The organism is Methylobacterium sp. V23 (assembly GCF_002917135.1).
GTDB lineage: Bacteria > Pseudomonadota > Alphaproteobacteria > Rhizobiales > Beijerinckiaceae > Methylobacterium.
The window spans coordinates 303828-316394 of the sequence record NZ_PDHT01000002.1 but is presented as its reverse complement, the minus strand read 5'-3'; the positions used below and the strand labels follow the sequence as shown (position 1 = coordinate 316394).

The 12567-nt window shown below is 70.3% G+C and carries 14 protein-coding genes and 1 tRNA gene; 1 reads left to right on the top strand and 14 read right to left on the bottom strand.

The window, feature by feature from the left end; translation table 11 throughout:
- Positions 1-98: 98 nt before the first annotated feature.
- Positions 99-175 (top strand) — tRNA-Met (locus tag CRT23_RS04540).
- A 279-nt stretch (positions 176-454) separates the two neighbouring features.
- Here CRT23_RS04540 and CRT23_RS04535 read toward each other — a convergent pair.
- The 14 genes from CRT23_RS04535 to CRT23_RS28355 all read right to left on the bottom strand — a co-directional run bounded on the left by CRT23_RS04535 (position 455) and on the right by CRT23_RS28355 (position 12543).
- On the bottom strand, positions 455-1210 hold the full coding sequence (locus tag CRT23_RS04535; protein WP_103708761.1) for an NUDIX hydrolase: 756 nt from the start codon (positions 1208-1210) through the stop codon (positions 455-457).
- Positions 1155-1646: a DUF983 domain-containing protein gene (locus CRT23_RS04530; RefSeq protein ID WP_103708760.1), complete on the bottom strand. Its 492-nt coding sequence runs from the start codon at positions 1644-1646 to the stop codon at positions 1155-1157. The genes CRT23_RS04535 and CRT23_RS04530 overlap by 56 nt, the downstream gene beginning before the upstream one ends.
- Before the next feature lie 39 nt (positions 1647-1685).
- Positions 1686-3995, bottom strand: coding sequence for a ribonuclease R (gene rnr, locus CRT23_RS04525; protein ID WP_103708783.1), 2310 nt, complete (start codon positions 3993-3995; stop codon positions 1686-1688).
- 145 nt (positions 3996-4140) lie between these two features.
- A complete protein-coding gene (locus CRT23_RS04520; RefSeq protein ID WP_103708759.1) occupies positions 4141-4479 on the bottom strand; it encodes a hypothetical protein in 339 nt (112 codons plus the stop codon).
- A gap of 74 nt (positions 4480-4553) precedes the next feature.
- Entirely contained in the window at positions 4554-5132 is a 579-nt protein-coding gene (locus CRT23_RS04515) for an NAD(P)H-dependent oxidoreductase (protein ID WP_103708758.1), read from the bottom strand.
- Between the two features lie 82 nt (positions 5133-5214).
- Complete coding sequence (locus CRT23_RS04510) at positions 5215-5934, bottom strand: cytochrome c biogenesis protein CcdA (protein ID WP_103708757.1); 720 nt, start codon at positions 5932-5934, stop codon at positions 5215-5217.
- A 9-nt stretch (positions 5935-5943) separates the two neighbouring features.
- Positions 5944-6336, bottom strand: a complete 393-nt coding sequence (locus CRT23_RS04505) for a thioredoxin family protein (RefSeq protein ID WP_055955405.1) — start codon at positions 6334-6336, stop codon at positions 5944-5946.
- Between the two features lie 35 nt (positions 6337-6371).
- The gene (locus tag CRT23_RS04500) at positions 6372-7001 is read right to left on the bottom strand and encodes a rhodanese-like domain-containing protein (RefSeq protein WP_103708756.1); all 630 of its coding nucleotides are present in this window, start codon (positions 6999-7001) and stop codon (positions 6372-6374) included.
- Positions 6979-7800, bottom strand: coding sequence for a quinoprotein dehydrogenase-associated SoxYZ-like carrier (locus CRT23_RS04495; protein WP_103708755.1), 822 nt, complete (start codon positions 7798-7800; stop codon positions 6979-6981). Before CRT23_RS04495 ends, CRT23_RS04500 begins: the two co-directional genes overlap by 23 nt.
- Before the next feature lie 152 nt (positions 7801-7952).
- The gene (locus tag CRT23_RS04490) at positions 7953-8864 is read right to left on the bottom strand and encodes an MBL fold metallo-hydrolase (RefSeq protein ID WP_103708754.1); all 912 of its coding nucleotides are present in this window, start codon (positions 8862-8864) and stop codon (positions 7953-7955) included.
- Positions 8865-8941: 77 nt separating this feature from the next.
- The gene (egtD, locus tag CRT23_RS04485; protein ID WP_103708753.1) at positions 8942-9910 is read right to left on the bottom strand and encodes an L-histidine N(alpha)-methyltransferase; all 969 of its coding nucleotides are present in this window, start codon (positions 9908-9910) and stop codon (positions 8942-8944) included.
- Entirely contained in the window at positions 9907-10869 is a 963-nt protein-coding gene (locus CRT23_RS04480; protein ID WP_103708752.1) for a methyltransferase, read from the bottom strand. The genes egtD and CRT23_RS04480 overlap by 4 nt, the downstream gene beginning before the upstream one ends.
- A gap of 2 nt (positions 10870-10871) precedes the next feature.
- Complete coding sequence (gene gntA, locus CRT23_RS04475) at positions 10872-11627, bottom strand: guanitoxin biosynthesis heme-dependent pre-guanitoxin N-hydroxylase GntA (protein WP_103708751.1); 756 nt, start codon at positions 11625-11627, stop codon at positions 10872-10874.
- A 208-nt stretch (positions 11628-11835) separates the two neighbouring features.
- Positions 11836-12543 (bottom strand): hypothetical protein, encoded by a 708-nt coding sequence (locus CRT23_RS28355; protein ID WP_181017250.1) that lies wholly within the window; start codon positions 12541-12543, stop codon positions 11836-11838.
- Positions 12544-12567 lie beyond the last annotated feature (24 nt).

Genomic DNA, 12567 nt, shown 5'->3' with positions numbered 1-12567 from the left:
TACTGTGTCTCAAGACACGGGAGAGTCGGTCGCCGCCAGACCTGCACAGAACAAGTGACGCTCACACCGAGCCATTCCCTCCAAGCGATCCAAGGTGGCGCGGGGTGGAGCAGCCCGGTAGCTCGTCAGGCTCATAACCTGAAGGTCACAGGTTCAAATCCTGTCCCCGCAACCAAACACAAACGCTAAGAGGCCCGTCGCACAACACACGCGACGGGCCGCTCGGCGTTCTAGGCCTAGGCGAACAAAAGCCCGCCCCGGTGAAAACCAGGGCGGGCTTTTCGGCGTTTAGTCGCTTCACATGCCTACCGCAACCAAGACGTGAAAAAGTAGATCAACAGGATGATGGGGATCGGGATACCGATCAGCCAAAGCAATCCGCCCTTCAACATCGACTGGTTCCTTCCTCACGATCTGTTGTTCATCAACGGCGTCGAGAGGAAAGCGGTTCCGCCTACAGCGTTTCGCGCTGAGGCTTGCCATTGCGCTCGTAATAATACGGAATGGTCCGGTAGGGCGCGAAGCCTCCCTGAGCCTGCGCCTCAAGGTCGTCGAGGACGACCCGAGTAATCCGAGGCAGATCGAGAGCGCGCGCCTCGGTGAAGCTCACCCAGACGAGTTCCACCAGTTCCGCGTCGGGCGAGACGACGCCAGGGATCTCATCGGCGATGGCAGTCCGGTCCGCCGCGAAGAAGCGGGTGTCGAACCGGCGCGGGCGGCCCGGCGGGGTGATCGCCCGGGCGACGAAGTGCAGGGCCTCGAGATCCGGAAGGATGGCGGCCTCGCGAAAGGCGCTCCAGGTGCCGGCCGGGGCGGTATCCGGGGGGCCGTAATCGCGGGTTCCGAGCAGTAGGCCGGTCTCCTCGTAGGTCTCGCGGATCGCCGCGAGGGCGAGCACGCGCCCGAGGCCTTCACCCCCCCTTGCGACCTTCACCGCCAGGGCGTCGTTGCTGCGCGCCGACAGCGCGCCGGCCACCGGCATGTGCCGGTCGCCCGGTTCGATCCGGCCTCCGGGAAAGACGAACTTGCCGGGCATGAAGGCGAGGCTGGCATGCCGGCGCCCCATCAGAATCCGGAGTGCACGCTTGCTCCGGTCGAGCAGGATCAGGGTCGCGGCGTTGCGCGGTCTCAGGGCCGCCTTGCGGGCTGACGCCTCAGGCGGGACCGAATCCGGCCGCTCGGTCGGCGGCACGCCCGTCGGCTGGTCCATGCGGCCTCTCCTCGCCCTGCGGCCCCGTCGCCGCGCCCGGCACCGGTAGCGTGGCGAAGCCGTGCATGCCAAGCGCATATTGCAGCCCGACCACTGCGCCCTTCACCGGCTGCAGCAGCGCCAGCGATCCGAGCAGCGTGACGAGGGGCCAGAAGGTCAGCTGAAACCAGAGGGGCACGTCGTAATTCATCTCGCTCTCGAGGAGGAAGTACCCGACGATGTGACCGACGATGAAGATGACGATGTAGGGCGGCAGGTCGTCGGCCCGGTGATGCGACAGTTCGAGGCTGCAGACGTCGCAATGCGGCCGGACCTTGAGGAATTTTCCGAAGATGCGGCCCGCGCCACAATGGGGGCAGCGGCCGAGGAAGCCGCGTCCCATCGCACGCAGGAGCGGGGTGCGTTCGGCCTGGCCCGGCTCGACGGTATCGGTCATCTCGACTCCTCGCATGGCGCTCAGCCTAGACCCTTCGCCTCAGCGACGCGAGCCGCGGTGGCGCGACCCGGTATTGCGGATGCCGGCCGGCCGGCCGGGAGCGCCGGGCTTGCGAACCGAGCGGTTCGGCCCGGGGCGCGTTCCGCGTTCCGGCCGTGCCTGTCCCTCCGACAGCAATTCGAAGCGCAGTGCTCCGGCCACCGCGGCCGCCTCCACCAGGCGGACCTCGACCCGGTCGCCCAGCCGATGGGTCTCGCCCGAGCGCTCACCCACCAGGGCATGCTTGGCCTCGTCGTGCCGATAATAGTCGGCCCCGATAGTGGAGATCGGCACGAAGCCGTCGGCCCCGGTCTCATCGAGCTTGATGAACAGCCCGGAGCGGGTGACGCCGGAGATCTGCCCGGTGAAGGTCGCGCCGACCCGGTCGGCGAGGTGATGGGCGATGAGGCGGTCGATGGTCTCCCGCTCGGCTGCCATGGCCCGGCGCTCGGCCGCCGAGATCTGCTCTCCGATCTGGTCGAGGGCGGCCACGGACATCTCCGAGGACAGGCCGTCCGAGCCGAGGCGGCAGGCGGTGATCAGGGCCCGGTGCACGATGAGGTCGGCGTAGCGCCGGATCGGCGAGGTGAAGTGCGCGTAGCGCCGGAGGTTGAGCCCGAAATGGCCGAGATTCTGCGCGGCGTAGACCGCCTGCGCCTGGGAGCGCAGCACGACTTCGTTGATGAAGATGGCGTGCTCAGTCTCGGCCACGGTGGCAAGGATGCGGTTGAACAGGGCGGGTCGCAGGATGCCCTCCTTCGGCAGCTTGATGCCGATGGAGGCGAGGACCTCGCCGAGCGCCCGCATTTTCTCCAGGGCCGGCTCGTCGTGCACCCGGTAGATCAGGGGTTGGCGCGCCTGCTCCAGGGTCTCGGCCGCCGCGACGTTGGCCTGGATCATGAACTCCTCGATGAGCCGGTGCGCGTCGAGGCGGGCCGGGACCACCACGCGATCGACCGCCCCGTTCGTCGTGAGCAGCACCTTGCGCTCCGGCAGGTCGAGCGCCAGCGGTCCGCGGGCGTCGCGGGCCCGGCGCAGAGCCTCGTAGGCAGCCCAGAGCGGACGCAGCACGGGCTCGAGCAGGGAAGCGGTGGTCTCGTCGGCGAAGCCGTCGATGGCGGCCTGGGCCTGGGCGTAGCTGAGCTTGGCCCGCGAGCGCATCATCACCCGGTGGAAACTGTGCCGGCGCTTGGCGCCCTCGGCATCGATCACGATACGGACGGCCAGGGCCGGCCGGTCCTCGGCCTCGCGCAGGGAGCAGAGGTCGTTGGAGATGCGCTCCGGCAGCATCGGCACGACCCGGTCGGGGAAGTAGACCGAATTTCCCCGCAGGAGCGCCTCGCGGTCGAGGGCCGAACCCGGGCGCACGTAGGCGGCGACGTCGGCGATGGCCACGGTGACGACGAACCCGCCCGGATTGGCCGGGTCGGGATCGGGGTTCGCCATCACGGCGTCGTCGTGATCCTTGGCATCCGGCGGGTCGATGGTCAGGAGCGGCACCTCGCGCCAGTCCTCGCGTCCGTCGAGGCCCACCGGCACCACGGCGTCGGCTTCCGCCAGGGTGGCAGCGGCGAAGACGTGGGGGATGTGGTGGAGATGCAGGGCGATCAGGCTGATCGCCTTCTCCGAGCCGAGGGAGCCGAGGCGCTCGCGCACCCGGCCCTGGGGCAGGCCCAAGCGGCTCTCGCGCTGAAGGGTGACGCTGACGAGGTCGCCGTCGCGGGCGTCCCCCTCCTCGCCGGCGGGAATCGCGACCTCCCGGCCCTGCGCCCGCTTCTCCACGGGGATGATCCGTCCACCCTCGGGGCCGGCGCGGAAGATGCCGATAATGTCGGACTTGTTCTTGCCCAGCACCTTGATGACGCGGCCGGTGTAGCGGCCCGGCTCGCCGGCACTGGCCTCGACCCGCATGAGGACGCGGTCACCGATGCCCGGCGCCGGCTGGCCCGGGCGCTTCCCGCCGCGGGGCGTAGCGACGGTGATCTTCGGGGCAGCGCCGTTGCCGATATCCCACTCGGCGGGACTTGCCAGGAACTCACCGTCGCGGTCCCGGGCGGTGATGTCGGCGAGCACCACGGGCGGCAGGCGGCCGGAGGGTGCGAGGCCGCCGCGACCGCGGGCGATGGCGCCGTCCTCCTCGATCTCCTTCAGGATGCGCTTGAGGCCGATCCGGTCGGCACCCTTGATGTTGAAGGCCGAAGCGATCTCGCGCTTGCCGACCTTCTCGGTGGAGGCGGCGATGAAGGCGAGGATCTGCTCGCGGGAGGGAAGGCCGGCGGCGCCGGGATTGGGATTGATGCGTTTTGCCAAGGGATCCGGCTCGCTGCGCGGGCGCGAAGCCATACGCGAAGAGGACGTGTCTCGCCGGGGGCGGGAGCGCGACCCGACGACAGGTCCTTAACATGGGCGCTGGACCCCGCCCCGGCAACGGCGTGGGCTCGGCCCTCAACATGGTTCAGCCGGTGGCGGCGGACTTCCGCAGGCGCTCGACCGCCGCATCGACGTCGAAGGCGGGCGCGGTGAGTTCGGCCAGGGTGAACGGGCAGAGCGCTGGGAAGCCGAACTCCACCTGCGACTCGGCCGCACGATACTCGGGTGCCTCGGCCTCCCTGACCGCCAGGGTCCAGAAGCCCTCGACGTTCAAGCCTGCGAGCCTGGCCGGTTCGGCGGCCAGACCCGCCTGACCCTGCCGGGCGGCTTCGCGCCAGAGGGCGCTCGCCCGGTCGTCCGACATCAGGGCGGCTCGCACGAGGTTGGCGAGAAGCGTACGAAGTTCCGTGGTGGTCTCGGACATGAGGGGCACTCGGCATGAGGAAATCGACCCGGACCCTGGGGCAAGGCTCGCGCCAGACCGGGTCCCGACGCGCCTCAGTAGGGCGTTCCCTTCGCCCGCCGGGCTTGCAGGGCCTCGGCGTACCAGACCAATTCGTCGAGGAAGCGCTTCGCCGCCTTCGGCAGCCAATCGTCCTGGGCCGCACCGGCCTCGTCCAGGGCCTTGCCGATGCGCGGGATCGGCAGGAGAGAGGGGATACTCGAGGCGCCGAGCTCGGCCATCATCGCCCGGAGCTGCATCGCCGCGCGCACACCGCCGTACTGGCCGGCCGAGTAGCAGACGATGCCGGAGGGCCGCCAGGAATACTCCTCCAGGAAATGGTCGAGGGTGTTCGACAGGGCGGGCGGGATCGCGTGGTTGTACTCGGCCGAGACGACCAGGAAGGCGTCCGCGCGCCGGTACAGGGTGGCCAGATCCTCGAGGACGGCCGGCGCCTCACCCTTGGGGTATTCCTTGTACATCCGGTCGAGGAGCGGGAGCTTCAGCACGGCCGGGTCCACCAGCGGCGCCTCGAGGCCGCGGCTCTCCAGTTCGCGGATGACGAAGCGGGCGGCGCGCAGGCCCTGCCGGTCGGAGCGGACGGAGCCGAGAATGACGGGGACGACGAGGGACATGGGATGACCTCCGGGGGATGCCGTCCCTGGATACGCCCGGGTGGCGGCGGCCACCAAGCCCGCCGCCCGGACAGCCCTGCCGTCAGAACCGCGTAGTCAGCCGCGTGAGCCAGTCGGGGGAAGCGTCGACGAGGAGTGTTTCCAGCGCCTTGTCGGCGCCGAGCACGATCGCGAGCCCCGTCACCACGAGGATGAGGCCGAGGGCGACCTTGAGGCCCTTGCCGAGGCTCATCATCCGGTCGCGCCAACCCACCAGGGTGGCGCGGGACAGGGTGCCCAGGACGCATAGGGGAAGGGCGGCCCCGAGGCCGAACAGGAACATGGTAAGAGCGACGGCGCCGAGGTCGTGTCCCTGGGAGGCCAGGAGCGAGGCAGCCCCGAGGGTCGGCCCGACGCAGGGGCTCCAGACCGCGCCCAGGAGAAGGCCGACGCCGAACTGTCCCGAGAGGCCGGCGGTCGAGAGCCCGCCGAAGCGCGTCTCGGTCCAGTTGCTCAGCGGACCGGCGGCGACCGCGAGACGCGTCTGTGCCGCCGGGTGCATCAGCACCAGGCCGAACAGGATCATCAGGAAGGCGGCGCCCGTCCGGAAGATCCCGGTGTCGAGCCCGAGGCCGAAGCCGATCGTGGCCACGAACAGGCCGATCGCCACGAACGACAGGGCCAGGCCCCCGGCAAGCGCCAGGGGCCCGAAGCGGTGCTCGGAGGCTGCGGCACCGAGGACCAGCGGCAGCAGCGGCAGCACGCAGGGCGAGAGCACCGACAGCAGGCCGGCGAGGAAGGCCAGTCCCAGGCTGGTGCCCACCGCGGCGTCCTAGAGCGTCTTCTCGACGAGACCCTCGATCCACTCGGGCTGGGTCTCGCCCACCGAGCGGCCGGTCTCGGTCTCGCCCTTGAAGGCGATCAGGGTGCTCTGCATGCGGGCATTGAACTGCCGCAGCACGTCCTTCCGGGTGTCGAAATCGACATCGAAGATGACGAGGTCCTTGAACCGGGGCTGCTCGGCGAGCGTGGCCAGGATCGGCTTCTGGGTCTTGCAGATCGGGCACCAGGGCGCGCTGACCTCGACGAGGATCGGCTTGCCCGCCTTCTGCGCGGCCGCGAAGGCCTCGGGCGTGAACGGCACCGGTTCGGCGGCCGCGGCCGGTCCCGCAAGGGCGAGGGGTGCGAGCGCCAGGAGGGCGAGAAGCGAGCGGCGGTACAGCATGGAAGGCCTAGCCTCGGCTTGGAGTGAATCGGGCCTCAGGGCCCTGCGCCGTCCTTGGCGCGTCGCGTCCAGATTTCGTCGGGGTGGATCGCCGCCGTGTCGTGCCGGTCCTGCCAGCCCTCGATCCCCTCCGGATACCAATGCACGTTGCGGTAGCCGAGATGGACGAGGCGCTTGCCGAGGTTCCAGCTGCCCCAGCAATCCGGGTGACAGTAGGTCACGATCGCCCGGCCGCGGTCCCCCTGCGTCAGGGCCGCGATCCGGGCGGCGAGGGCGACCTGCTCGGGCGCCGAGAGGGTCCCCGATCCCGCCCCCGGCAGCCAGATGCTCTCCGGGATCGCCCGGTGGATCGGCCGCCACAGGCGTCCGGCCGGCGGGTTCGGCGGCGTCGGGTCGGCCTCCGACACATCGATCAGCACGGCCGGCCCGGCCGCCAGGAGGGCGTCGAGCCGAGGCCCGTCCACCACCGTGGCACCCGCGAGGGACTTGGGGGTGTAGCCCTGGAGCGCGCCCTCCCACAGGCCGGCGGGTTCGGGCACGTCGACCGGCGAGTCCGCCGGGGCGGCCGCGGTCAGAACCGTGGCCGCCAGGCAAGCGACGAGGCAAGCGACCGAGACAGCCGCCGCGGCGCGGCGGAGGCGCTCAGTTGCTGGCGACCGGTGCATCGAAGCTGTGCTCCCAGCGTCCGCCCTGGTTATCCTGCGTCACCACCGTGACCGGGCCCTTGCCCTCCGGCAGCATGGCGAAGTTGATCACCGGATTGGCCGAGATCGAGATATCGCCCTCCATCACGAAGACGTTCTTGCTGCCATAGGTGACGCTGATCCGGTTGATGTAGCGCGCGGGCGTGTACTCGCGGCTGACCTGGTTCATCTGCAGGCCGGTGAAGTTCGGATGGCGGATCATCAGGGTCGCAGAGATGGGTTTGCCCGGGGCCGCATCCGCGAATTTCAGGCGCATGTCGCCCATGCCCTTCATCGCTTCTTCGTCGGTCATACCCATGGGCGCCGAGCAGCCGCCGGAGGCCTTCACGAACTGGGTGGTCTGCACCAGCGCCCCGTCCTTGGTCTCCGCGACCGCGTGGACGTTGGTGTAGGTGTTGACCCGGATGCGCAGCTTCAGTTCCTCCGGATCGGCCGCGGGACCGAAGGTGAAGTGGGCGGCGAGGGGCGCCGGGTTGTCGTCGATGACGAGGTAGAGGCCCTTGATCCGATCCTTGTCGGCGATCGTCATGGTCAGGGGCACGAGGGAGGCGTCGTTGGCCCGGTCCGGCAAGTCCATCCGCACCAGTGGCTTGGCGGTTTCGACCGGACGATCTCCGAAGATCGATTGCTGCAGTTCCTTCCAGCGCGCGTCGCGCTCGGCGGCATCGTCGCCCGCGGCGGCCCAGGTGGTACCGGGCACGGCCAGGGCCGCGAAGAACAGGCCGGCGCTCAGGGCAGCGGCGCGGTGGGACATCCGCATGACGTTTCACTCCTCGCACGATCGTGCAGGCCTTCCCGCGGAAGCGGCGGCCTTTGCAGCCTGCTTACGCCAAGGCGCCGGGAAAGTCCGAGATCGGATCGCCGTACGCGGAGATATCTTGCGCAAGTTTGCGTGACGAGGCGCCCGGCGCGTCAGGGTTCGCGATAGGCCGAGCCCTCTGCAGCCGTCGCCGGCTTGGCAACGTAACGGCCCTGCTTCGGCACTGCAATGCGGTCGAAATCCTGCGCCAGCGCGTCGAGGGCGCGGCGCAGCTCCGGTCCCTGGAGCGGGCGCCCATGCCCGGTGACGGCTCGCTCCGGCTTCAGGGCGGCAAGGATCTCGACGGAGTGCCGTGCTGCCGCCCAGTCGGTGGTCAGGTACATGGGCGGGCCGTGCAGCTCGGGCGCCTGCGTCGCCACCGCGTAGGCGGATTCCTGCGCCGTGGTCACGAAGGCGTCGCCAGCGATCAGGGTTCGGTCGCCCTCGCGCCAGAGGGAGACATGGCCGGGCGCGTGCCCCGGCGTGTGGATCCAGCGCCAACCCGGCATCGGCGGCACGCTGCCATCCTCGGGCAGCAGGCGCAGGCGCTTCGAGACGTCCACCGGGCGCGTCGGATAGAGCGGAGCGATCCGTGCCATCAGGCCGCCGCCGACGCTTGGGTCGGGCGTCGGGTAGGCGGCCGAACCGTCGAGGTAGGGCCGCTCCAGGGCGTGGGCGTAGACCGGCACGTCCCAGGCCTCGGCCAGATCCTCCAGCACGCCCACATGGTCGAAATGGCCGTGGGTGAGAACGATGGCGGAGGGCCGCGCCCCGGTGCCGTACCGCGCGGCCGCGGCAGCCTCGATCCAGCGACGCGAGCCGGGGATCCCGGCATCGATCAGCACCCAGCCCCGGTCCCCGGCATCCGGCGGCCCCGCCAGGATCACGTTGACGAGGGCGAGGCGGCGATAGGCGAGATCCTCGGCGACGGGATGGGTGCCGCCGCCCGCGCCGCCGCGGTCGTGATCCTCGAAGTCGCGGTCCGTGATGACGGCCTCGTGCGAGACCGGAATCTGCTGTGCCATTGGTTGTCTCCCGGGGTCGTCTCCCGACGTGCTGTGCTCTTCCGACGTGGTTCGCTCCGCGGCTCGGCCCCTGACGGTCAGCCCCGGAGCAGATGCAGGCTGAAGCCACCCTCCGCGCCGGCCCAATGCCGCACCGGCGTCCAGCCGTTCGCGGTCGCCAGGGCCGCGAAGGCCTCCGGCGTGTACTTGTGCGAGGTGTCGGTGCGGATGCTGTCGCCGGACGCGAAGGCGAAATCGGTACCGTCGAGCCGCGCCGTGGTGGCCCGCTGCGCCACGAGGTGCGCCTCGACCCGGAAAGGGGCGTCGCAGAGCCGGACGGCTTGGGCGAAGGCGTCGGTGTCGAATTCGGCGCCGAGCTCCCGGTTCATCCGCACCAGGATGTTGCGATGGAAGGCGTCCATCAGCCCGTCGGCACCGCCATAGGCGACCCGCAGGATGTCGGGGTCGACGGTGGGGTCGGCACCCACGAGGAAGAGGCAGTCGCCGAGGGCGTCCCGAGCCCGGGCCAGGAAGGCGCCGGCTTCCGCGGGCGTGAAGTTGCCGATGCTGGTGCCCGGGAAGAATCCGAGGACCGGCCCGCCCCCTGCCGGCAGGGGAAGGGTGAACGGCTTGGCGTAGTCGGCGCAGATCGCCTGCATGGCCACCTGCGGGTAGTCCGGAGCCAGCCGCCGGATCGCCTCGGCGAGATAGTCGCCGGAAATGTCCACGGCGATGTAGGCCGCGGGCCGATCGAGGGCATCCAGGAGGGTGCGGATCTTGCGGCTGGCACCGCTGCCGAACTCCACCACGGTGGCCCCCGGCCCCACGTCCGCCGCCACCGCGAGAGCCACCTCCGGCAGCAGCGCCATCTCGCGCCGGGTCGGGTAATAGTCGCGGGTGTGACAGATGCAGTCGAACAGATCGGAGCCGATCGCGTCCCAGAGATACTTGCCCGGCAGCGTCCGCGGCTCGGCCGAGAGCCCGGCCCGGGCATCGCGCAGGAACTCGGCACGTTGGGACTCGGCGCGGTCGGACTCGGCGGGCTGCGGCTCTATCGCCATGCTCATGCGCGCGTTGCCGTGAGGATCACGAGGGCGATGCGCTCGACGCCGGCATAGGCCGGGTCTTCCAACTCCTCGCCGTAGGCGTCGGGATCGAACTCCCGGTACTCCCATGTGAGCCCCGCCGCCTCGCACAGGCCGCCGGCGGCTTGGCGGAACGGGTCCTCGCCGTCGACGATCGCCGCGCCGGTGAACAGCACGAGGCTGCCGCCCGGTGCGAGGCGCTCGCGGGCCGCCTCGACGACGCGCAGCGAGAGCCCGGCGCCGAGGGGGCCGCCGCCGTGGCGATAGGCTCGTGCGCCGCGGTCGATCATGAAGGGCGGGTTCGAGACGATGAGGTCGAAGTCCCCTTGCACCGCCTGGAGCATGTCGCTCCGGTGCAGGTGGATGTTGCCGACCCCCGCCGCCGCGGCATTCACTTCGGCGGCACGCAGGGCGGCCGGGTTGATGTCGACCAGGGAGACCGCCGCCTCCGGTGCCCGCTTGGCGATGCAGATGCCGGCCGCGCCGGAGCCGCAGCCGATATCGACCGCACGCCGCACCGGTGTCGTCCGCTCGGCGAGGTGCGCGAGCACCCCCGAGACGAAGCGCAGGGTGTCGGGACCGAAGAACACCGCGTCGGCGGCGCTCGGCGGGTAGGCCGAATGCAGGAAGAGCTCGCCATCCAGGCTGGAGAGCCGGACCGTCGGGCGCCATACCGCGCCGTCTCGGATCGCGGCGCCGGCCCGTTCGAGGGTGGCGAGGAGATCGGGCGGCAGGAGATCAGGCGTGAACGGCCGGCTCCAGCCGAGCACGTCGCGCAGGGTCTGCGCGCGTCGGTTCTCGGCCCGCGCGTTCACCCGGGCATGGGTGGCGGGGGTCACCGTGGTGAAGCGGTAGCCCGTCTCGCGCACCGCCCGCGTCAGGGCGAGCAGCGCCTCGGGCGCGACCTCGGGGAATGCGGGGGCGGCGCTGCGTGCTTCCATCCTCAGCCCTCCATGCCTTCGGCCACGAAGGCGCCGTTGCGCAGGGCGGCGATCACCTCGTCGCCGTCCCAGGCCGCCGGCTCGGCACGGCGCTGATACGGGCAGGTCCAATCGTCCGGCACCGCGCGACCGCTGAACTGGCGTGCGGCGGAGCGCTCGCCATGGTCGGCCAGCATCGGGTTCGCGGTTCCGGCCAGGGCGACGTCGCGGGCGACGATGCTGTCGCGCAGGCGTTCGTAGCGCCCCTCCGCCCGCAGGCGCTGGAACTGGTCGTGCAGGTTGAACACCAGGGCCGGGGCCGCGAAGCGGCGGGCGAGGCGGCTCGCCGCGGGATGCAGACCGACGATGAAGAAGCCTTCGCCCCCGAGGCTCACCGAGAAATGCGGGTCCTCCGGGTCGGCGGCGACGCGGGAATCATGCGGCTGGCCGAGTTGGCCGTCGCGGTCGGTGAGGGCCTGCACCCGCGTCCACAGGGCGGCCTCGAATCCTTCCTCCGAATCCGGTGCCTCGCCGTCGAACAGCACCGCGAAGCTCTGGAACAGCTCCGGCGCCTGACGGTAGCGCCAGACGAAGGCCAGGAGGGCCGCGTAGATCCGGGCATCGTCGGCCGGGGTCCCGATGCCCCGGGCCACCACCAGGGTCATGCCCCCGCGCGACAGGGCCGATTTGGCGCCGACGCAGGGGAAGGGGCGATGGCGAATGAAGTCCCGGAAGCGCTGAGCCAGGGGATGCGACGTGTCATCGGGAGGTAGAAGCATAGCAACTCGAAATCTCGACCATCATCATCGTGCTGCGATGCGTCGATGTCCGAATTCAGACACAAGCAAGACCAACCAAGTGCCTGACGAGGCGGTGATGGCGGCCTTGGCGATACGCCCGCAGCCTCAGATGAAGATCACCCGCGTGACCCATGTTCCCTGCAAAACTGCCGCAGGACTGTGGATAACCACGCGTGTCGAGCGCGTCTTACCAGAGCGAGAATTCGGTGCCGAAATCCGTGCTCTTCAGCCGCTCACAGGTCTGCGGTTCCGCTTGGCAATTCGCCTTGGCCTTCAGCGCAAGGGTGCCGTCCGGAACTGTCTCGAAAGTCAGGAGCACCGGGGGCTCCTCGCCCTTGGTATAGACGAGGCTGACCTCGAAGCGGACGAAGTCGAAACGGTCACGGTCGGCGTACACGATGAGATCGCGCGAGACCGATTCGCCGGGATTCAGGTCGGAGGGTTCGCCCCCCGCTTCGGTGGCGCCGGCGAAGAGTCGGCCCTCGCGCAGGATCGCCTCGCCGGGACCCGTGAAGCCGTAGGCGCGCGCCGTGGTGGTGCGATCGGCGGGCGCGCGTTCGCCCGCTGGCGTGCCGCTGGGCGCCGCATCGAAGCGCACCCGCACCCCGGTGACGTTGTAGACGAGGCCGAGCACGCGCACGCCGGTCTGGCCGACGTTCTTGCGCGTCACGGTGGAGCGGATGGCCACGTGCCGGTCGCGCTCTCCTGCCCGAACGAGGCTCGTCGTCACCGAGACGGCGGGCGGCTCCAGGGCCGGCTTGATCCGGGCCTCATAGATGAAGGTGTAGACCGCCCAGGCGCCGGCGGCGAGGATCGCCAGGGTCTGCACCAGGGCATTGGCACGCTCCAGGCGGTCGCTGCGCCGGGATCGAGGAGTCTGGTCGTCCCGCTGCATCTCGGTCCCGGTCTCCGCGTCGGG